The 20,578-nt window shown below is 34.9% G+C and carries 29 protein-coding genes and 1 riboswitch; of the genes, 12 read left to right on the forward strand and 17 right to left on the reverse strand.

Annotation, left to right across the window (positions count from 1 at the left end; all coding sequences use genetic code 11):
• Window positions 1–20: 20 nt before the first annotated feature.
• Complete coding sequence (locus tag ACUXVC_RS24060; RefSeq protein WP_000849112.1) at window positions 21–248, reverse strand: hypothetical protein; 228 nt, start codon at window positions 246–248, stop codon at window positions 21–23.
• A 227-nt stretch (window positions 249–475) separates the two neighbouring features.
• Window positions 476–1,597 (reverse strand): hypothetical protein, encoded by a 1,122-nt coding sequence (locus tag ACUXVC_RS24065; protein WP_098127437.1) that lies wholly within the window; start codon window positions 1,595–1,597, stop codon window positions 476–478.
• A gap of 93 nt (window positions 1,598–1,690) precedes the next feature.
• Here ACUXVC_RS24065 and ACUXVC_RS24070 point away from each other — a divergent pair, with 93 nt between their 5' ends.
• Window positions 1,691–2,362 (forward strand): HAD family hydrolase, encoded by a 672-nt coding sequence (locus ACUXVC_RS24070; protein ID WP_000617258.1) that lies wholly within the window; start codon window positions 1,691–1,693, stop codon window positions 2,360–2,362.
• Window positions 2,363–2,461: 99 nt separating this feature from the next.
• Here ACUXVC_RS24070 and ACUXVC_RS24075 read toward each other — a convergent pair whose 3' ends face one another.
• From ACUXVC_RS24075 to ACUXVC_RS24085, 3 genes are all read right to left on the reverse strand, one after another.
• Window positions 2,462–2,998 (reverse strand): DUF3267 domain-containing protein, encoded by a 537-nt coding sequence (locus ACUXVC_RS24075; protein WP_095690103.1) that lies wholly within the window; start codon window positions 2,996–2,998, stop codon window positions 2,462–2,464.
• Between the two features lie 112 nt (window positions 2,999–3,110).
• The gene (gene mutTA / locus ACUXVC_RS24080; RefSeq protein ID WP_000276382.1) at window positions 3,111–3,590 is read right to left on the reverse strand and encodes an antimutator 8-oxo-(dGTP/GTP)ase; all 480 of its coding nucleotides are present in this window, start codon (window positions 3,588–3,590) and stop codon (window positions 3,111–3,113) included.
• Window positions 3,591–3,674: 84 nt separating this feature from the next.
• Window positions 3,675–3,992, reverse strand: coding sequence for a hypothetical protein (locus ACUXVC_RS24085; protein WP_000448409.1), 318 nt, complete (start codon window positions 3,990–3,992; stop codon window positions 3,675–3,677).
• Window positions 3,993–4,075: 83 nt separating this feature from the next.
• Between ACUXVC_RS24085 and ytzI the strand changes: the two genes are divergently transcribed.
• The 4 genes from ytzI (at window position 4,076) to ACUXVC_RS24105 (ending at window position 5,283) form a co-directional block, all read left to right on the forward strand.
• Window positions 4,076–4,225, forward strand: a complete 150-nt coding sequence (gene ytzI, locus ACUXVC_RS24090) for a YtzI protein (RefSeq protein WP_000472791.1) — start codon at window positions 4,076–4,078, stop codon at window positions 4,223–4,225.
• Between the two features lies 1 nt (window position 4,226).
• On the forward strand, window positions 4,227–4,457 hold the full coding sequence (locus ACUXVC_RS24095) for a DUF3953 domain-containing protein (protein WP_071740508.1): 231 nt from the start codon (window positions 4,227–4,229) through the stop codon (window positions 4,455–4,457).
• 14 nt (window positions 4,458–4,471) lie between these two features.
• Window positions 4,472–4,702 carry a DUF3953 domain-containing protein gene (locus ACUXVC_RS24100; RefSeq protein WP_144465147.1) on the forward strand — a complete coding sequence of 77 codons (231 nt, stop codon included), beginning with the start codon at window positions 4,472–4,474 and terminating at the stop codon, window positions 4,700–4,702.
• Window positions 4,703–5,052: 350 nt separating this feature from the next.
• Window positions 5,053–5,283, forward strand: coding sequence for a YczI family protein (locus ACUXVC_RS24105; protein ID WP_053563496.1), 231 nt, complete (start codon window positions 5,053–5,055; stop codon window positions 5,281–5,283).
• A gap of 65 nt (window positions 5,284–5,348) precedes the next feature.
• Here the strand turns inward: ACUXVC_RS24105 and luxS are convergent, their stop codons facing one another.
• Window positions 5,349–5,822, reverse strand: coding sequence for an S-ribosylhomocysteine lyase LuxS (luxS, locus tag ACUXVC_RS24110; protein ID WP_001141371.1), 474 nt, complete (start codon window positions 5,820–5,822; stop codon window positions 5,349–5,351).
• Window positions 5,823–5,950: 128 nt separating this feature from the next.
• On the opposite strand from luxS, the gene yidD reads away from it, so the two are divergent.
• Entirely contained in the window at window positions 5,951–6,187 is a 237-nt protein-coding gene (gene yidD / locus ACUXVC_RS24115; RefSeq protein ID WP_000809334.1) for a membrane protein insertion efficiency factor YidD, read from the forward strand.
• Here the strand turns inward: yidD and ACUXVC_RS24120 are convergent.
• Window positions 6,184–6,747, reverse strand: coding sequence for a beta-class carbonic anhydrase (locus tag ACUXVC_RS24120; RefSeq protein ID WP_000838173.1), 564 nt, complete (start codon window positions 6,745–6,747; stop codon window positions 6,184–6,186). The genes yidD and ACUXVC_RS24120 overlap by 4 nt on opposite strands.
• Window positions 6,748–6,971: 224 nt before the next feature.
• Between ACUXVC_RS24120 and cydA the strand changes: the two genes are divergently transcribed.
• Together cydA and cydB are read left to right on the forward strand one after the other, a co-directional pair.
• The gene (gene cydA / locus ACUXVC_RS24125) at window positions 6,972–8,321 is read left to right on the forward strand and encodes a cytochrome ubiquinol oxidase subunit I (RefSeq protein WP_001286166.1); all 1,350 of its coding nucleotides are present in this window, start codon (window positions 6,972–6,974) and stop codon (window positions 8,319–8,321) included.
• Window positions 8,311–9,339 (forward strand): cytochrome d ubiquinol oxidase subunit II, encoded by a 1,029-nt coding sequence (gene cydB, locus ACUXVC_RS24130; protein WP_000017662.1) that lies wholly within the window; start codon window positions 8,311–8,313, stop codon window positions 9,337–9,339. Before cydA ends, cydB begins: the two co-directional genes overlap by 11 nt.
• Before the next feature lie 308 nt (window positions 9,340–9,647).
• Here cydB and ACUXVC_RS24135 read toward each other — a convergent pair whose 3' ends face one another.
• Window positions 9,648–9,881, reverse strand: coding sequence for a spore germination protein (locus ACUXVC_RS24135; RefSeq protein WP_141240975.1), 234 nt, complete (start codon window positions 9,879–9,881; stop codon window positions 9,648–9,650).
• Between the two features lie 678 nt (window positions 9,882–10,559).
• Here ACUXVC_RS24135 and ACUXVC_RS24140 point away from each other — a divergent pair.
• On the forward strand, window positions 10,560–11,594 hold the full coding sequence (locus tag ACUXVC_RS24140; RefSeq protein ID WP_069356661.1) for a YdcF family protein: 1,035 nt from the start codon (window positions 10,560–10,562) through the stop codon (window positions 11,592–11,594).
• 74 nt (window positions 11,595–11,668) lie between these two features.
• On the opposite strand, the gene ACUXVC_RS24145 is transcribed toward ACUXVC_RS24140, so the two are convergent.
• Window positions 11,669–11,998, reverse strand: coding sequence for a zinc ribbon domain-containing protein (locus ACUXVC_RS24145; RefSeq protein WP_098127435.1), 330 nt, complete (start codon window positions 11,996–11,998; stop codon window positions 11,669–11,671).
• 241 nt (window positions 11,999–12,239) lie between these two features.
• Here ACUXVC_RS24145 and ACUXVC_RS24150 point away from each other — a divergent pair, with 241 nt between their 5' ends.
• Entirely contained in the window at window positions 12,240–13,112 is an 873-nt protein-coding gene (locus tag ACUXVC_RS24150; protein WP_000411241.1) for a YitT family protein, read from the forward strand.
• A gap of 99 nt (window positions 13,113–13,211) precedes the next feature.
• Here ACUXVC_RS24150 and ACUXVC_RS24155 read toward each other — a convergent pair whose 3' ends face one another.
• From ACUXVC_RS24155 to ACUXVC_RS24175, 5 genes are all read right to left on the reverse strand, one after another.
• Window positions 13,212–13,430, reverse strand: coding sequence for a hypothetical protein (locus tag ACUXVC_RS24155; RefSeq protein ID WP_016123492.1), 219 nt, complete (start codon window positions 13,428–13,430; stop codon window positions 13,212–13,214).
• Between the two features lie 93 nt (window positions 13,431–13,523).
• Window positions 13,524–14,342 (reverse strand): DUF4247 domain-containing protein, encoded by an 819-nt coding sequence (locus ACUXVC_RS24160; protein ID WP_065229475.1) that lies wholly within the window; start codon window positions 14,340–14,342, stop codon window positions 13,524–13,526.
• Window positions 14,343–14,354: 12 nt separating this feature from the next.
• On the reverse strand, window positions 14,355–14,861 hold the full coding sequence (locus ACUXVC_RS24165; RefSeq protein WP_000051755.1) for a DUF4178 domain-containing protein: 507 nt from the start codon (window positions 14,859–14,861) through the stop codon (window positions 14,355–14,357).
• Between the two features lie 21 nt (window positions 14,862–14,882).
• Window positions 14,883–15,287 (reverse strand): DUF350 domain-containing protein, encoded by a 405-nt coding sequence (locus tag ACUXVC_RS24170; protein WP_000220087.1) that lies wholly within the window; start codon window positions 15,285–15,287, stop codon window positions 14,883–14,885.
• Window positions 15,288–15,367: 80 nt separating this feature from the next.
• Window positions 15,368–16,033 carry a PspA/IM30 family protein gene (locus tag ACUXVC_RS24175; protein ID WP_000110281.1) on the reverse strand — a complete coding sequence of 222 codons (666 nt, stop codon included), beginning with the start codon at window positions 16,031–16,033 and terminating at the stop codon, window positions 15,368–15,370.
• A 403-nt stretch (window positions 16,034–16,436) separates the two neighbouring features.
• Here ACUXVC_RS24175 and ACUXVC_RS24180 point away from each other — a divergent pair, with 403 nt between their 5' ends.
• Window positions 16,437–17,015 carry a lipoprotein BA_5634 family protein gene (locus ACUXVC_RS24180; RefSeq protein ID WP_048565089.1) on the forward strand — a complete coding sequence of 193 codons (579 nt, stop codon included), beginning with the start codon at window positions 16,437–16,439 and terminating at the stop codon, window positions 17,013–17,015.
• 44 nt (window positions 17,016–17,059) lie between these two features.
• Here the strand turns inward: ACUXVC_RS24180 and ACUXVC_RS24185 are convergent, their stop codons facing one another.
• The 3 genes from ACUXVC_RS24185 to ACUXVC_RS24195 are packed head-to-tail and all read right to left on the reverse strand — an operon-like array spanning window position 17,060 to window position 19,459.
• On the reverse strand, window positions 17,060–17,230 hold the full coding sequence (locus ACUXVC_RS24185; protein ID WP_000989598.1) for a FeoB-associated Cys-rich membrane protein: 171 nt from the start codon (window positions 17,228–17,230) through the stop codon (window positions 17,060–17,062).
• 16 nt (window positions 17,231–17,246) lie between these two features.
• Complete coding sequence (feoB, locus tag ACUXVC_RS24190; protein WP_053563489.1) at window positions 17,247–19,235, reverse strand: ferrous iron transport protein B; 1,989 nt, start codon at window positions 19,233–19,235, stop codon at window positions 17,247–17,249.
• Window positions 19,232–19,459, reverse strand: a complete 228-nt coding sequence (locus tag ACUXVC_RS24195; protein ID WP_000060512.1) for a FeoA family protein — start codon at window positions 19,457–19,459, stop codon at window positions 19,232–19,234. The genes feoB and ACUXVC_RS24195 overlap by 4 nt, the downstream gene beginning before the upstream one ends.
• A gap of 194 nt (window positions 19,460–19,653) precedes the next feature.
• A riboswitch (TPP riboswitch) is annotated at window positions 19,654–19,755 on the forward strand.
• 86 nt (window positions 19,756–19,841) lie between these two features.
• Between ACUXVC_RS24195 and ACUXVC_RS24200 the strand changes: the two genes are divergently transcribed.
• Window positions 19,842–20,513, forward strand: coding sequence for an energy-coupled thiamine transporter ThiT (locus ACUXVC_RS24200; protein ID WP_001246567.1), 672 nt, complete (start codon window positions 19,842–19,844; stop codon window positions 20,511–20,513).
• The last annotated feature ends 65 nt before the right edge of the window (window positions 20,514–20,578 follow it).

The following is a 20,578-nucleotide window of genomic DNA, read 5'->3' on the forward strand; positions in this document are numbered from 1 at the left end:
CTATAGTCAGCTTCTTTCTTTTACCTTTTATCACACATTTTCGTTTCATTTGTAATGTTTCCATCCGCAACCGTAACTGTATGGAAACAGTCTTTCACACGTACTGTAACGACATTATCTTTTCGATCTATCACATGATAATCATTAAACTTTTCATTCAAAGCACTACGAATTTGCTCCCCTTCAAAAATCGGAAAACCGTGAGACATTACCCAAATGAGACCAGCAACAGCAAGAATCGTTTTCATACGTTTCATTACCTCCTCGAGAGTAAACTTATAGTCCCTACAACACGCGCATTATAATTGTGTCTAAATTGTGACATTTTTATACTAATTCTATTTTATACCTCCAGTTCCTTCTTCTTTTAAAGAAAAATACAGAATTTTCAATTTTATCAACATAAAAAAACGCAAAGAATTAAAAATTCTTCACGCTTTACTTTAACGAAACTATATCGAACACATAACTTACATTAGTCTCCACTTTGTTGTTCTATCGTTTTCGAAACATCATATAATCCTGACAGCACTTCCGCTCTCATTTTTACAAGCTCAGGGAACTGATAGAAGAAAGCAATTTTCTTATATTTTAACTCTGTTCCCTCTTTCACTTTTTTTGAATCTTGTAAAATGAACGCTGTAAATGTATCTGCGATATCTTCTGCTACATTTGTCGTTCCATACTGTGAGACAAACTCATCTTGCTTTTCTTTAAAAAACTCAATTTGAGTTTCTTCACTTTCTTCTACTTTCTTTTCTGTCCACTCTTGCTCAATAGGCTTCCAGAAAGAGTTATAAAATTGATTAATATAAGATTTTCCCTTCGCACATCCCTCTTGTAAGAAAAGATTTCCACATTTATTTCGGTACGTTGAAATATCTTTATCTTCTTCAAAAGCCTTTACATAGTTTTCATCTACTGGTATTTGCTTATGCCCGAGCGTCAACACGTGAGCCGTCTCATGAATTAATGTTTTCATCACTTCATCGATATTTACCGCAGAATCAAGCGTATCTAGGCTAAGAGTCCAGTCTTTCGGATTCTCCATACTCGGCATAACATGGGCAACAACACCGTCATAACCATCTGTTATTAAATCAAATTCTGTTATATTCCCACGATATTTAGCTGGAATGAGTGTACGATACATATCCCATAAGTCTTCATGATACCCTCTATCTTGACGTTGTTGTAGCACCTCTTCTTTCGCTTCTTTATCTTCAGCGAATACTTTATTTAAACGTTTCCGTTCTATTTTTTCAAAATAAGGATCTACAATTTCATCACCATCGATATAATAAGAAGCTAAAAAGAAATAACTTTCATCATCATCCTCATCATCTTTTTTCTGCTCTGCCTCTTTCATATCCGCACTTTCATGCTCTTCTATTTCATAATCTTCTACTGCTTCAAGCTCAGATAATCCATCTATTTTTTCATATACTTTTTGAAGTTTCTTATCTCCTATTTCCACACATTCTTCGTCTGTTTTACACACTTCTTTTTCTTTCACACTCTTCATAGAACTTTCGCATCCTGCTAGTAAGCCGATTGCAACGATACCCCCTACTAACTTGCCATACAGTCTCTTCATACAGTCCTCCATCAATACATTCTACAAAAATATAATAATCATTTTTTAACGAATATGCGATAATTAATTATAAAAACTGCAAGGAGGCTTCTCATGATTCGTGCAATCTTATTCGACTTAGATGGAACACTATTAGATCGGCGCCAATCTTTAGAACAATTTATTTGTGAGCAATATAATCGCTTCTCCTCACATTTGATGAGTATAGAGAAATCAGAGTATTGTTCTCGATTTCTTGAACTCGATAATAATGGTTATACGTGGAAGGATAAAGTATATGCTACTCTCCTTTCCGAATACAACATTACTACTTTAACGCAAGAGCAACTGCTACACGACTATATTACAAACTTCCAACATCATTGTATTCCTTTCAAAAACACGCATGAACTACTTCAACAGTTAAAACAGCGAAACATTAAAATTGGTATTATCACAAATGGTTTTACTGAATTTCAGATGAGCAACCTTCGAGCACTACATATACATACGTATACAAACACCATTCTCGTTTCAGAAGCTGAAGGAATTAAAAAACCTCACCCTGAAATTTTCGAACGTGCTTTGCAAAGACTAGATGTTAAGGCAGAAGAATGTCTTTATGTTGGAGATCATCCAGAAAACGATGTGCTTGGTTCTGAACAAGTAGGAATTCTTGGTGTTTGGAAAAAAGATTCGTTTTGGGGTGATTTTAAGCATTCACGTATCGTAGATGATTTGTTGGAGGTGCTTTTGTTTTTAGAGGTGGAGATAAAAACACAATAATAGTAATTAAATTATATCAACAATTTTCACGATATCTTGATTCACCGACAAAAAATAATAAGAGGAGGCAGTTGTTCAAAAACGCCTCCTCTTCCTTTATTATTCATATACTGTAAACTGCGGTTTACTCGGATGATCTATCACTTGCGCATCATCTGGAAATTTTGAAACTTTTTGATATAAGGCAATGTCGCCGATACAACCTGCTGTTAGTAGAATTCCTAAAAATGAGAGTGGCTCCAGATTCATAGCTAATCCCAATACAATTGGCAAAATTCCAGTTGGTAAAAACGGAAGCATTAACACTTTCTTCATTTGCTTTACTGTAACCGCCTGTTTAGAATGAGCATATGCAACACCTAATTTCCAATTAACGCCCCATTTTAGTTCACTCCACGGAACACCTCCGATATAGCGAAAGCCAATTAAATGTATCGCTTCATGAATACAAACGAGAACAATCATTGCGATAATAAAAAGAAACACAGTTGGTAACGTAATTTCAACTTGAACCCCGCCTGAAAGAAGTGCATGTAAAAAACTAATTCCAAATGCCAAAACAAATATTATAAGAAATGCATAGACATTTAATTTAACCATAGACACAGCAACAGTCGTTCCTTTTCTTTTATCCATCTTCCCCCTCCTAAAATGTAAATATATCTTTACAAAATTGTATAATATACCCAAAATAATGTAAAGATATATTTACATTTATTCTTACATACAAAAAAAGAAACCGGCCACTTTACTTCGTAAAACAGCCGATTTCTTCTATATGTTTCATCGTACGCGCTAATACGTCATCGCGCATTATAAAGCTAAATTTTCTATTCGTTTTAATGTTGTCAGGAATGTCTTTTAATAAAACAGACCCTTTCGTTTCTTCGTAATGCGTATGTTCTTCTACCGCACTAATTGTTGCAAAATAAATGTTTTTAATGATTATTTTGTCTTTTCCAGATACTTTGTATTGTCCTAAGTAAGTTAAATCAGAAACTATGCCGCCGGTTTCTTCATGAACCTCTCGAACTGCCGCTTCTTCCGGTGTTTCCCCTATTTCTACTTTACCACCTGGAAATTCAAGACCGCGACGTAAATGATGTGTTAATAACCATTGATCCCCGTACCGGCATACAACCCAAACATGCTTTGGCTCAGGAGAAAATGGATAACGTTCAAACGATAATTGTACAGTGTTGTGGTAATAATCTTTAAATTTGTACATGCCATTACTCCCCTATTGATGGTTACAAGTTTTTCCTACCACAAATTGTAGCATATTCTCGCTTTTCTGCATAATATTATCCAATTACAATCCATTGATTATTCCCATTTGCGCGACTAATTCTTTCGTCTCATGATTTCCTAAATCGTAAATCATTTTATATGCTTTTTGTAGTTGTTCATCATATCGGTCATTATTTGAATCGTGATGATACTCAACAAATGGAACGTGGGAGCGTACAAATGACCCTAAATCTTCTACATATGCTTGATCAAAGTGCTCTCTTAATTCCGTAATTTCCTCATCATTTGCGGAAATCTCAAAATTATACGTATCCGCCGTCTTCACTTGTGAAATTTGACCATTTCCTATTGATATATAATATGTTTTTTTCGTCTCCATGTAACACCCTTCTTTCATCCTTTTATTTTCTATTGTTTTCATCAATTACAAAATTATGTAAAATAAAGAAAAGGAGGGATTTTATGTTCAAAATATTAATTATCGGTATTATCATCGTCCTAATCATCCTCGTACTCTCCATCATGACAATTAATAAAGGCTATGCTTATAAACATTCCGTCGATAAACTAGAAGACAATCCTTATACAAAAAAGAATAAGGAGAATTCCTAATATGCTTCGTATACTTCGCATCATAGTAGCACTCACTGTGATCGTTATGTCGGCAATTGGATTATATACAGGTCAAAATAATTTTTTACCTCTTTCACAATTTCTATTAGGGGCTTTAATGTTTCTCATCGCATTTGAACAAATAAAGAAAAAGGAATCAGCAACTGGATTTATTTGTATTATTGCCGGTGCTTTCATTTGGATTGTTCTCATCATTAGTTATATCAAATAAAAGGAGGTACATGCATGCTAAAAGGAGTACGGATTACTTTATCACTTATTGCTTTATCTATAGCAATCTATGGATTTTTTACTAGTAATAGAGAAATAATGCCGTATATGTTTATCTCTTTAGGAGTTATGGCCCTCACCATAAGTTTAGAGGAAATATTAAAACAGCAAACAGGAGGTAGTGTGCTCGCTCTACTAACAGGAGCCGCTGCTTTATTTATTGGTTTCACAGAAATATTCCGATAAATGGTCTAAAGGAGGCTATACAATGCTAACTCTAACTATATTACGGAGTTTTTTAGCATTTCTCATGCTTCTCTTACTCATTCTAAGCACTTATATCCATGTTACCGATAATTTTTCACTTCTCCCATACGTACAATTTATTCTCATTTGTTTCTTTATTCTTCTAGGAATTAATGAATTGAAATCCGGACGAAAATCAATGAGTATCCCGTATTTTTTCGTTTCCAGTCTCATATTCTTCTTTTTAATATCAAACTACTTTCGTTATATGTAGAATGAAATTTTGACCAATTTAGCATTTATAATTATTTTCTCTCAGTAACTATTTCTTTCTACTTAAGGGGGATTCCATGTTAAAAAACATTCAAATTATAATCGCCACTATCGCTCTTTCTCTCGCCCTATTTAGCTTCTTTGCAAACTTCACTATTCTTTTACCTTACGTGTTTATCCTTTTAAGTATTATGTGTATCCTTTTTGGAATCGATGAAATAAAGAAGCAGCAAAAAATGAAAGCATTTGTTTATTTTCTCTGTTCTGCCTTTGTTTTATATGTTGGAGTATGTAATATATTTTCATAAAAAAGAAGAGTATGGTTGCTCTTAGCACAATAAAAAAACTGCCCTTTCACAGGCAGTTTTTCTTCTTATCCAAACACTTTCTCAAGTTCATCTTTATCTTGGCTTAACCAGAAGTTCATTAAGCGTTGTGCTCCTTCTAAGTCGTGAAGCTTCGCTTGACCACATTGTGTTTCATTTGCAGCTGGAATTTCTGTAATTTGAACCGCATCTTTTAATGTTAATTCTAATAAATCAATGATTTCTCGTACTGTCGGTGTTCCGCTTACTACAAGATAATATCCTGTTTGGCAGCCCATCGGTGAAATATCGATAATATCAAAATGCGGATAACGATCAATATATTTACGTAAATTAAATGCTAATAAATGTTCTAACGTATGAATAACATCTGGTTTCATTGCTTGTTTATTCGGTTGGCAAAAACGAATATCAAATTTATTTACAATACCGTCACTACCTACATTGTGAACTCCGCAATGTCTTACATAAGGTGCCTTTACAATCGTATGATCTAATTCAAAGCTTTCTACTGATGGCATACAACATCTCTCCCGCTTTTAATTTAATTCCGTTATATCCAATATGATATAACGGAAATGCACATTAGTAAAGTATTATGTACAGTCGTGCTATAATACTTTAAGACTATGCTGAAAAGGAGATCATTATGAAACAGATTTTTATTGGGATTATACGCTTTTATCAAAAGTTCATTTCTCCGATGACACCACCAACTTGCCGCTTTTATCCGACTTGTTCTCATTACGGATTAGAGGCGTTTCAAAAACATGGTGCCCTCAAAGGCTTTTGGCTTACTTGTAAGCGTATATTAAAATGTCACCCTTTCCACCCGGGAGGATTTGATCCTGTCCCAGATAAAAAGGATGACAAAGTAAATTCTTAATTGTCGTAACCATTCACAACTAAATCTAATTTTCCTGTATCAGGATCTATAACAAGACCGTGAACAGGTACTTCTTCTGGAAGTAATGGATGGTTGCGAAGTATCGATACGCTATGTTCTACACTTTCTTCTACACTAGAGAACCCTTGTAGGAATCTTTCTAAATCGATTCCAGAATAACGGAGTGTATCTAATTTCTCATTTGTTATACCCCGCTCTTTCATCTTCTCAATTGTACTGCTTGCTTGAATTTTTGCCATACCGCAATCGTGGTGACCAACTACACAAACTTCATCAGCACCAAGTTCATATACAGCAACTAAAATACTACGCATAATACTTCCGAATGGATGTGAGATAACAGCTCCTGCTACTTTAATAATTTTCACATCACCGTTACGCATATTCATTGCTTTTGGTAATAATTCAACAAGACGAGTATCCATACAAGAGATAATTACCATTTTTTTATTCGGGAATTTTCCCGTTTCATACTCTTCGTATCTTTTCTCTTCAACAAATTTTTCATTGTATTGTAAAATCTCTTCTAATGACTTCATAGTAAAAAAACCTCTTTTCTCTCATTTACATTACTTATATAGTGTACCAAAATATGAAAAACTCAAAAAGGATATCGCTTTATAGTAAAAATAAGATATTTTCAGATAATCGACATAATTCTTTCAAAATATACACACAGCTTTGTAACAAGTCTCACATACTTTAAACGTATTTTCACTATAAACTGATTGTAGATAATGTAAAAAAGGAGTGAATATTTATTATGTCCGACGTTCTGTTACTGAGTCGTTTTCAATTTGCAATTACTATTTTTTATCACTTTTTATTTGTACCTTTGACAATCGGACTTGTCATTTTAGTAGCATGTATGGAAACTCAATACGCCCGCACATTGAATCCAACATACCGTAAAATGGCAAATTTCTGGGGTAAATTATTTACAATTAACTTCGTAATGGGGATTATAACTGGGATTACGATGGAATTCCAATTTGGAACGAACTGGTCTGAGTACTCCAAATATATGGGAGATATTTTCGGATCACCTCTCGCAATCGAAGCACTCGTTGCCTTCTTCTTAGAATCTACTTTCATGGGAATATGGTTATTCGGTAAAGACAAAATTTCACCAAAGTTCCGTGCCTTCTGTATGTGGATGGTTGCACTTGGAACAAACATTTCCGCACTTTGGATTATTACAGCAAACGGATTTATGCAAAACCCTGTTGGCTACGTAGTACGTAATGGCCGCGCTGAATTAAATGATTTCTGGGCACTCGTTACGAATCCATACGCTTGGAATATGTTCTTCCATACTGTCATTGGTTGTTATATCGTAGGTGCTTTCTTCGTTATGGCAATTAGTGCCTATCACTTATTACGTAAAAATGAAGTGGAATTCTTCAAAAAATCATTTAAGTTTGGTTTAATGTTAGGCTTATTCGCCGCAACAATTACACCGTTTATGGGACATCAATCTGGTGTATCAGCAGCTAAATATCAACCAGCAAAAGGAGCTGCGATGGAAGCAGTTTGGGAAACTGGAAAAGGACAAGGCTTCTCAATTGTTCAAATTCCTGATGTAAAAAATGAGAAAAACTTTGAATTCCTTACGATTCCAAAACTCGGAAGCTTCTTCTATACAAACTCATTTGATGGCGAAATCGTTGGCTTAAAAGATATTCCGAAAGATGAACGTCCAAATGTTAACCTCGTGTATTATAGCTTCCGCTTAATGGTTGCACTTGGTATGTTCTTTATGGCATTAACTTGGTATGGCTTCTATTTAAACCGAAAAGGAAAACTAGAAAACTCAAAACGTTATTTAAAAATTACAATATGGTCTGTCTTACTTCCTTATATCGCGATTAACGCAGGATGGATTGTCGCTGAAGTAGGTCGCCAACCTTGGACAGTATATAAACTAATGCGTACAGCAGAATCTGTATCACCTATATCTGTCCCGCAAATTTGGTTCTCATTAATTAGTTTAATTTTGTTCTACACTTTACTTTTAATCGCAGACGTATACTTAATGCTGAAGTTCGCGAAAAAAGGACCTGCAGCATTAGAAGAACCTGCTACTGAGGGAGGTGTGGCCCATGTCTCATGATATGCTTGCAATCATCTGGTTCGGTTTATGGGGCGTGATTTGGACAGTTTACTTCATCCTTGACGGGTATGCACTTGGTAACGGAATGATCTTTCCTTTCGTTACGAAAGATCGACAAGAACGAAATCAATTACAAGAAGCAATTGGCCCATTCTGGGGCGGTAATGAAGTGTGGTTAATTACAGCTGGTGGCGCAACATTTGCTGCCTTCCCAGTCACATATGCAAATATGTTTAGTTATCTATATACACCGTTATTCTTAGTATTACTTGCACTGTTTGCGCGTGCCGCTGGACTGGAATTCATGCATAAAGATGATTCACCGATTTGGCAAAAAACTTGTAAATGGGCATTTGCAATTGGCAGTTTCCTAATCGCCTTCTTATTCGGTGTTACATTCGCTAACTTGTATTACGGACTACAAATCGGAAAAAATGGCTATGAAGGAAATTTACTTAGCTTACTAAACCATTACGGTATTTTAGGAGGGTTGTTCTTCACTGCTATATTTGTCGTATCCGGTGCCCTTTGGGTCATGATTAAAACGACTGGTGAAGTATCCGACCGTGCTTATAAAATCGCAAGACCATTTTCAATGGCAGCAGCTATTATTTTAGCTATCTTCTATGTAGCGACTGCTAATCGGACAAACTTATTCCAAAACTTTACGGAATATCCGGTACTATTCATTCTTCCAGTACTTGCAATGCTAATGAGTGTACTCGCACTTATTATGGTGTACAAACATAAAATCGGCCTTGCATTCACATTCGTTTGCCTAACAATCGCAATGTTTATGACAACTGGCTTTGCAGGTATGTTCCCAAGAATGTTACCATCCCGTATTAACGATGCATACAGTACAACGTTATACAACGCAGCTGGTAGTCAATTAAACTTAAAAATTATGTTCTTCGTAGCAATGGTCATGGTACCAATCGTTATTGGATATCAGCTTTGGAGCTACAGTATTTTTAAAAATAAAATTCATAAAGACTCTGCTAAAGGATATCACTAAAATAAAAAAGACACTTCGTTTGAAGTGTCTTTTTCATGTATGATTTTCGATAAAGTGAAACTTTAATCCGTGGGGGCACCCCTACGGATTATTAGTTGAACCAATCGGGCATTTACGGGCAGTTAATCTTCCTCTTAACCTCTTTACTACAGCTGACTCTTGAAGTGGGAGTCTTACTGTCCGTTAATGCGGGATAAGATGTTATATTTCCAATCTAACAACTATAATACAGAAGAATCATTAACAGCTCACAGCTAAAGTGTAACATACAACAAACATGTTACTTTATGCAATTTTGCATTTTAAAATTATAACGTTGATTGAATAACTTGATCATACACATCATTATCCCATACATCAGCTGTACTAATCCCGCTAAACGTTTGTACTTTCATTCCTGTATTTGATGATCCCGATCCATTATAAGCCTTCGTCTTTTCAATCGGCTGTACGTTATATTTGTCACCTACATTAATTGTTCCATTGCAGTTTTCAATAATAACACCTTCCACAACTGCCGGCATTTTGTCACCCACTTTCATTTCTTTACTTTTATTTTATGAAAATCGCCTAGAAAAATAGCATGTTTCAATAAGAAAAAGCACTCAAATTGAGTGCTTTTTCTTTAAGCATAAAGACAAGTTTGGAGACAGTTGACTTCTTCAAAATTTTATTAGGGGTAATATTTTGAAAAAGAAAGCCTTTCATATGTAGGTTAACACCACTGGAATATATAGTAAATTGATAATATTTATACGGAAGATTGCTAATGTTTAGTATAGATAGTTTACACTATGCTAACAGTGAAAACTATCTATACTAATAAAAAAAAGGTGCCTTCAAAGAAGCCACCTTTCAAAAACAGACACTATAAAACAGAATTATTTATTGTTATACGATTGTTAGATACAAAAAGTAGAGGGAAATGTTTGTATGAAATTCTGCTTTATAAAGTCTGTCTACAACTTATATTGTAATCCTCTTCATTTGAAAAAAAATATAATATGCACAATTGCATACAAAAAGAAAAAGCACTCTACTGAGTGCCTTTTCAACCATTCTACTTTTAATATATCGCTTTGAATATATTGTAACATACGTATCTATATATTTTATTGAGAAAATTCAAAATCATTTTTTCTTTCATTTTTACTTATAAAATCATGTAATATAAAAGGTATGTCAAATTCTTATACAAATTGAGGTGTACTATATTTATGATGTATTTCGGAATTATTCCTCTTATACTATTTATTATTTTTCTTATTTCCTATTTAAAAGATCCGCGAAAAATAATAAACGGCTTTTTATTTAATGCCTTTATCTGTTCATTTCTATTATTTTGCGCTATAGCCTCATTTGAGTCTGGTAATAACGATTTACATTTTATCGTTATCATCCCCATGTTAGCACTACTTGTAATGATTCCTTTTGCTATAGTCGCTTTAATGTTTGGACTCTTTCTTAATGCAAAAATTTTAATGCAACGTGAAGGAAGACGCTTCACAAACTCTTTAACTTTAATTGCTGCTTTAGGGATTTTATTCTTTATAATGCTCCCTATCATAAATCCAGCAAATTTATTCTCAGAGCATTTTCAATTTATCTTTGCTGCTATCTCTCTTATAACTATGTATTTCTTTGTGCATTTATCTAACTTCTTAAGCGCATATTTTTTATACCAATTCAACAGACCAAGACGTAATCAAGATTTCATTATCGTTCTCGGTAGCGGCTTAATTAATGATAAAGTACCACCTTTACTTGCAAGCCGAATTAATAAAGCTATCGACTTTTATTGGAAACAAGCTGCTGTGAATACACCACCAACAATTATTTTCTCTGGCGGTCAAGGTCCAGATGAAGGACTTCCTGAAGCAGAAGCAATGCAAAATTACGCTGTTGAAAAAGGCATTCCGATTGAACATACAGTGCAAGAAAATCGCTCTGTAAACACATATCAAAATATGTCATTCTCTAAAGAAATTATGGATTCTTTAAAGCCTGAAGGTAAATATAAAAGTATTTTTACTACAAATAATTTTCACCTTTTCCGCGCTGGTATATATGCAAGACAAGCTGGTCTTAACAGCCAAGGAATCGGATCAAAAACTGCATTTTATTACTGGCCTAACGCAATGATCCGTGAATATGTTGCGATTGTCGTAATGGGACGTAAGCGCCATATGAAAATATGTGGAACTATTTTAGGTTTCGCTTTATTCCTAACAGCCCTTAGTTTTATTGTTTCTTAATAGCTATTAAATAAAAGGTCCCCTGAATGCTTTATACAAGGGGGGCCTTTTTTATATCTTTCAGTTCATTAGATTTAAATAAGTAACATAACAGCATACAACACATTAATTATTCCAGAAACCAATCCAACAATAGCAAATGTTTTACTCGTACCTGTCACTTTTTTGTTTAAACCCAATATAGAAAATACGATAGCTACACTACCAATAAGCCCCCATAAGTTTATAAACCAAGATATTAATCCAGTGATGAAACCAACTAAAGAAAAAACTTCTATACTACTATTAGAACTGCTATTTGGAAAACTTCCCTCTACCGTTTTATAGCTAAGACTCTCCCCGCACTGTCCGCAAAATTTATTGCCTTCGTTCGTTTCATTTCCACATTTCGTACAGTATCCCACAGAATCCCCTCCCTAAGGTTAGTGCCCAAAATGTATATGTCCATACTATTCATTCTACTTTTTTATATCAAAATTATGACCACCATCTAACCTTCTACAGTTGTATTTAAAATAATAATATGGTCATAATATTCCCTGCATACATCCATTAAAGGAGAAATTTTTCAAATTAAATGTTAAAATGGAATTTAGGTGTGAATTACGTAACAAATAAGAAACTAGTTTGAAACGAGGAAATTACATGGAGAAAATTATCAAAAACAAGCCCAATAAGCTAAAAATTGCTTCTAAAGCTTTGATGATTATTATTGGGGCATTTATCACAGCGTACGGATTAGAAGCAGTATTAATTCCAAATAACGTATCAGACGGTGGTGTAACTGGTTTAAGTATCGTTAGTTCAAGATTATTTGGATTGCCATTAGGAGCTCTAATCGCAGTTATTAACATTCCTTTCGTTTGGTTAGGGTATAAGCAAATCGGTAAAAGCTTTGCTATTTATTCCATTATCGGGATTGCTTCATTAGCAATAGGTACCGTTGTCATGCACGGAATACCAGCTATTATTGAAGGCGATACATTATTAGTTACAGTTGTTGGTGGTATTATCATCGGTTTTGGTATGGGACTAGCATTGCGTAACGGTGGAGCATTAGATGGAATCGATATGCTTGCTGTATTGCTTTCTCGTAAGTTACCATTTGGAACGAGTGACCTTATTTTATTCTTAAACATGTTCGTATTTATTTTCGTATCAACCGTATTCGGTCTTCAAGGAGCTATCCTTTCGGCAATTGCTTACTTTATTGCTTCGAAAGTGATTCATATCGTTGAAGTTGGTTTAAGTGGTTCGAAAGCATTTAAAATCATTACAAAAGAGCCTGAATTGATGGTAGAAACAATTCGTGATCGTTTAGGCCGAAGTGCAACATATAACGAAGTATACGGTGGTTATTCAAGAGAGAAATTCAAAGAAATTTCTTGCGTAATTAACCGTTTAGAAGAAAGTAAAATGAAAGAACTTATTAATGAAATCGATCCTAATGCCTTTATTACCGTTTATGATGTAGCAGAAGTAAAAGGCGGTAATTTCAAGAAACGTGATATTCATTAATCATTATGAAAAAAGAGGGTGTGCTAACATTTTGGCACACCCTCTTCTTATTATTAAGTTGCTATCGTTGTCAGTTTTTTTCAGTAAGTAGATATATTTTTACTCGCCCCACCGACTCCCACGTTTAATCCACGCTACATACTTTTGAAAAGCCGTCACTTCATGTTGAAAACGCAGCGGGATATACAACAATAAAGTGCATGTACACAGTATCCATAGAATACCTACTACAAAATGAAATTTCATTGTCGTGCTAATAAACAAGCTGAGGAATAATACAAGGAACATAATTACACTAAATCTTTTATACGTAGTCATACTATCCCCTCCTTATACTTCAATTGTACCAGTTATAAGGAATTAATTTCCACAAAAAGACCAAAAAGCAACTTACACTTTTCGGTCTCTCTACTATCTTCTCTTCGTAATTTTCCCTGAACCACCGACCCTCGTTTTCGGAGGAGATGTATTTCTTGGCGGCGTTTTAATAGATGATTTCGGCTTCACATCTGATCCACTTGAACCACCTGGTGTTTTTGTAATTTTACCCTTGCTTCCAGTAGAAGGTGGGGGCGTCGTATTACTTCCTTTTTCAGTAATACTTCCCTTATCACCTACTGATGGTTTCGAATCTACATTATCGCCTCGCTTAATGATAGACCCTTTCCCTTCCTTCGTAATTGGAGGTGGGGTTTTCTTTTCTTCTTTCGTAGGTGGTCTCTCTGGAATAACTGGTTTATGATTTTGTCTGTCATTATATCCTCGATAATCACCATATGATGATTTTCGTGAACCGAATATATCGTTTAATATGCTACCCATAATATATCCTTGCAAGAAGGACGGTTGGTAGTTTTGACGGACAAATTCTTCATTACTTACTTCAATTAACGTATCAGATGGTTTCTCTTTATCCTTTTGAAGGTTATACATTTTATCCGAATAAACGAGAAACATTTGATTTTCGTCTTCTTTAGATGCTTGTTTCGGTTTCCTTTCGGCTATAAGTTCCTTCGCGACTTCAGGAACTGACCGATTGGCGGCCCTATACACGTAAGATTCTTGTTTACCTTCCTTTGCGACAGACTCAAGCGGATAACGGTCTTGAATCGACTTTGTCTGCCCGCCTTGACAACCTGATAAGGCATAACCAGCAACAACAAGTAATGTAACGATAGCAAGTATAGGGATCACAAACGATTTAATCATGGTAAACAATCGGTTTGACATGATTACGCCCCCTTACGTTGCTCTTATAATTTGTACATCAGCAGGAATGATTGCTTCTCCCTCATACATCATTGTACGACCATTTTGCCATTCAATACGCAATAATTTTCGATTATCTGATTGGAATTCCCAGACGTACTGTTCCTCTGAAGCTGAGAATGGTGTTTTCCCCATCACAACAACACGTCCGTTATATTGTTCTTCCATATGGTACTCTGTATCATCCATTTCAATTGTCGTCGGAATTTCCTCAATTGAATCTAAGCGACCATCAATTGGTGTATATAATTTGTAATACGTATTTTCACGATCTTCAATTTTTAAATAACGAATGTCTTTCCCGTCTTGCAGTGTTAAAACAATTTCCTTGCGAGAATGCATACTCGTTTTCCCAGTTAATTCGTACATGACTAATGAAACTTCAATCATATCACCAGGAGCTAACGTTAAAAGACTCTTTTCCGGCTTCGGTGGCTCTGGGCTTTTCATTATATTTTTAATTCGTTTAAATAAACTCATGATCTACCCCTCCTTTTCTCTTTATAAACAAGCACCTAAAATAAGTGCACCAACAATATGTAATGATCCGGCTAACATCGCATGTGCAACGCTACCTTCTTTCGTACCTTCTTCTAAATCAAGACCAGACATTTTCTTTAATACGAATTCGATAAACATTTCTACCACTAATAAAATAACGAAAGAAACTGCTGATGCAAGAAGTGCTTGCCATAAATCATTTGCTTTCGTTATCGATTGAGATAAAATGTACCCTTGTGCAAATAATTTCATAATAAAACGAGTTGTTACAGCTGTATTTCCATTTTTGATTTCTTTTAAATCATTGTATTTTGTAAAAATCGAATCAACCCACATAATTGCAAATAAAAGTACTGCACTCGCTCCAGTCCATACAAGCATGGCAACTACATTCATCCATGTCATTGCAAAACCTCCTCAAAAATATAATAGAAAACCGACATGAATTTGTTTAGACATGTCGGTTCATTTGTCTCTATTCTATATTATTTCTCATACTGCTTCATAATACGAGCTAATTCATCGTCAACAGCAGAATTTTTGTTTAAGCTTGCGAATTCATCATCTAATGACTTTTCTTTCTTATAAACTTCACCGCTTGCTTCCGCTTCAGCCTCTAATTGAAGAGCTTTCTCCTCCATACGGCTTAAACCAGCCTTTGCTGAATTTGAATCAAATCCAGACATCGCCTGATTAATATTCTTCTGTGCTTTCGCTGCATTTACACGTGCTACAAGTGTTTCACGTTTATTTTTCAGCTCTGTTAATTGCTTGCGCATTTCTTCTAACTTAAGACGAAGATTATCAGCAGCAGCTTTATTTTGCTCGTAGCTTGCTTTATACTCATTCATCTTTTGCTCTGCATTTTGTTTTTCTTCTAATGCACGACGCGCAAGATCTAAGTTATTAGCTTGAACAGCCATATGAGCTTGCTCTTCACGTTTTTTCACAAGTGCTTCTTGCTCTTCAAATAATATTTTGAATTTCTTCTCAAGTGCGATTTGAGCTGCTACACTTTTCTCAGCTTCTTGTACATCCGCTTGCATATCGCGTAAATATTGATCCGTCATCTTAACTGGATCTTCCGCTTTTTCAATTAACGAGTACACATTCGACATTGTTAAATCTCTTAATCGTTTAAATACAGACATCTAAATTCCTCCTATGATATACCTCATATTTCAAATTCACTACTTGGAAAACTGAAAAATCTCCCTTTACAGTAAAGAATATTCATTTTTACAGCCTATGTGTTTATTATAACAAAACTAATATGTCCTTACATGTTATTTCCAAAATACATCCATTATAATATGACATTCTATATACAATATTGCATTTCTAATATATTCTCATTATCCCTCTTTGAAATTAACTTACTTTTGTGCAATTTCACTAAATTACATAAGTGTAATGTTACTGTAAGCTAACTCGATAGTTGCATTCCGATATTTCTTATACACTAATACCAGAAGCAACAAACAAGCTTCTTCACATGTAAGCACTAATACAAAAATTGTATTTACTATAAAACATATAAAAGGAGAAATCATCATGAAAAAATTAGTAGGAATCGGATTAGCAGCAGCAATTTCATTTGGAGCATTATCAGGTTGTTCTTTATTAGGAGAGAAAGCGAACGGTTTTGTACTGTACGGCTCAGAAGAACAAGTTCAACAAATTACAGATAAAAACAAAAAAGAAGTGAAAGAAAAAGACTTCTATAAAATGAAAATGACAACATTAGATGGTAAAAAAGTTCTTGTAATGGATAAGAAAACTGGTGAAGAACTAGTGAAAAAAGAGTTACTTAGCAAAGTTGATGAAAAAGACAACACGAAACCACTTGATAAATTACCAGCTGTAACAACAGAACAAGGTGTATTATTCGCAAAAGAGAAAGTAGAAAATGCTACACTTGATGGAGCGAAATTAAAATATGAAGGCAACACAATTATCGGAAGTGGCCGTGCATATACAGATATGTATGCGATTGTTGATGACGCAACTTACAGCAATGTAAAAGGTGATGAAAAATCTGTAGGTGTATTAAAATTTGATAAAGACCCGAGTAAAGAATTCCCTGGTTACAAAGGCGTAGAAGCTTCTCAACTTGTAAAAATTAAAAAGTAAAAAGTAAAACAAAAAAGCTTTGCGAAATTTCGCAAAGCTTTTTTCTATTTATTATGAGCAATTTGCTCCATATCCGGGCTACAAGTTTGCGACTGACATGACTTATTTAAAGAACATGCCGCGCATTTTCCTTTTTTACTTCTCTTTACAAAATTAACTAACGTATATGCTGCATAACCAAAAATGATAGCTCCAATTATAATATTGACCATCATCACAATACATCTCCTTCTAGAATCCGAGTAGGGATCCAACTTGGTATATAATGAGCGTTAATACATAAGCAACTACGAGTGGATACACGACTGAGAAAATCGTCCATTTCGCTGATCCTGTTTCACGTTTAATAACAGCTACGGTCGCTAAACACGGAACATATAATAAAATAAAGAACATAAATGCATAAGCTGATAATGCTGTATAATGTGCTCCCATTACATTTCCAAGCACATCTTCTTTAACCGCATAAATAATTGCCATTGTAGAAACGACAACTTCTTTCGCTAAAAATCCTGTTAAAAGGGATGCCGCAGCTTGCCACGTTCCAAAGCCGAGCGGTGCAAATAATGGTGCGATAAATCCACCAATCATCGCTAAGTAGCTATCTCCCATATCAACGCCAAATCCTGATGGACCTGCATAATTTAATAACCAAATAACAACCGAACCACCAAAGATGAATGTACCAGCTTTACGAACAAATCCCTTTCCTTTCTCCCACGTGCTCAGCCATAACGTTTTCGCTTGTGGCACACGATAAGGCGGTAGTTCAATTACGAAAATAGATTTTTCTGCTTTCAAAATCGTAAGAGACATAATTTTTGTAACTAATAACGCAAGAACAATACCTGCGACATATAAAGAAAATACAACAGTCGCCTGACTATTAGGGAAGAATACGCCCGCAAATAATGCATATACAGGTAATCGTGCTGAACAAGACATAAACGGTGTTACTAAAATTGTAAGTAAGCGCTCTTTCTCCTGTTCAATCGTTCTCGCTGCCATAATACCCGGAACGTTACATCCAAAACCGATAATCATCGGAATAAAAGCTTTACCGTTTAAGCCAAAGAACTCCATAATTCTATCCATAACAACTGCAATTCGCGCCATATATCCTGAGTCTTCTAATAATGAAATGAAAAAGAATAGTGCAAAGATTTGTGGTACGAATACTAATACAGCACCAACACCGGCAATAATACCTTCTGTAACGAGTGCTTGAATAAAATCAGAAGCTCCAATACTTGTAAGTCCAGCCGTCACCCAATCCGTAAGCTGACCACCAAAAAACTCATCTAACATATCCGATAAAGGTGTACCAATCCACGTAAACGTAACCTGAAAAATAAAAAACATAACTGCTAAAAAGATTGGAAGTCCTAAAATTTTATGTGTAATTAATCTATCAATTTTTTCTGAAAAAGGAATTTTTCCTTCTTTCTCATGCTTCATAACATTTGTTTTTAACTTTTCAATATACGCTTCACGAGTTTTGTAAATGTGCTCTTCTAACGTACAATCAAGTTTTCCTTCTAAGCGAGATCGAATGGCTATGAGTTCCTTATAAATTGGTAATGCTTTCATTTCTTTTTCTACTACTTCGTTATTGCTTAAAAATTGAAGTGCTAACCATCTCGGATGCTCATAATTCGCTGTCTCTAAAAGAGCAATTACTTCTCCAATTCCTTCATCCATTTGTACACCATATGAAATAAGGAATGGCTTTTTCTCCTTTTTGTCATTTTCTTTAAGAGTCGCAAGTAGTTCTTCACAACCTTTTCCACTTCTTGCAACGACAGGAACGACTGTTACACCTAATAGTTCTGATAATCGTTTTACATCAATGACAATTCCTCTTTGCTTCGCCACATCAACCATATTTAAACCAATTGAGACCGGCTTACCAAATTCAAGTAATTGCAACGTTAAATGCATATTTCTCTCAAACTGCGAAGAATCTACAATATTTAACATATGATTAAATTCTTCTGTTAATAGAAAGTTTGTTACAACACCTTCATCACGTGAAACTGGATTTAAATCATACACACCTGGTAAATCAATTAATGTTCCTTGTCTATCTTTTAATTTACCAACCTTTTTTTCTACTGTTACACCGCTCCAGTTTCCTACGTATTCATAAGAACCAGTAAGTGCATTAAATAATGATGTCTTCCCTGTATTCGGATTCCCTAGCAAAGCTACCTTATTCACGCTAATTCCACCTTTATCATTTTCGCGTCACAATGACGAATACTAATTAACTGTCCACGACACTCCAATGTACAAGGACCTTTGAACATCGCTTTCTGTTTCAAGCGAAGTTCGCTTCCTTCCGCAAGACCGAAAGCAGCTAGTCTACGCTTTAATAGCTGATCTAAAGACTGAATACTTTTTACTAACACTTTCTCTCCAATTTTAATATCTACTAAGCTCATAACCTTCCCCCTCAGAAGAGAATGATAATTATTTTCAAAAAAATTATACCACACCCAATTTCTCTTGTACTATACCCTTTTGCTTCATATTTATTAACATTTCGCTACAATTCTATTTCAATTATTGTCATACAGCATTTGTTTGCCATTCTCATCCATTTCGCTTACAATAAACAATAGCAAATAAAGAATCTCGTTATCACTGGGGGAGCCATGCCGCTGAGAGGGAACACTTCGTTCCGACCCTTCGAACCTGTTAGTTAATGCTAACGCAGGGATTGTGCAAACGCCCGAAATACATACCTCATTTTTATTTACGTATTTCGTATCCTCCTATGATATCTATTCTTTTTTGTACAACTTGGATTTAGGGGGAGACAACATGCGTAACACCAATTTACAAGCGATGATCGAATCTGCTATTCTTGCAGCCTTCGCCTTGGTCATCGACATTTTACCACTTTCAATCAAAATATCAGCAACAGGCGGTTCCATTTCATTTGCTATGATTCCTATTTTTATTATCGCATACCGCTGGGGCTTCAAAATGGCTTTCTTAGGAGGCTTAATTTGGGGATTATTACAAATTGTCGTAGGCGATGCCATTATCGTCACACCAATTCAAGTATTAATTGAATACTTTGTTGCTTTCGCATTCATTGGATTTGCTGGTTTATTCTATCGTCCAATTCAAAAGGCGCTTTTAGCGTCAAATGAAAATAGCGAAGAACAATCAAATTTAGGTAGCCGTAAAGACAAACCTTCATCAAAACCAAACCAAGGAAAGAAAGTAATTGGATACATTATCGTCGCTACTTTTATCGGTAGTCTAGCTCGTTACTTCTGTCACTTTATCGCTGGTATCATTTTCTGGGGACAATATGCACCAAAAGGCCAATCGGCTTTCCTATATTCTTTAATATTTAACGGTAGTACAATGATTGGTTCCTATATTCTATGTACCGTTTTACTTATATTTTTATTTATCACTTCACCACGCTTATTCAAAAGCATCAGTGCTTATCAAATGAATACACAAAAAAAGGGCGCTTAATGAGCGCTCTTTTTTCATATCGTAATATTAATTAAAAATACAATAAATGCGCAAAAGAAAATAAA

The organism is Bacillus sp. N6, from assembly GCF_052805735.1.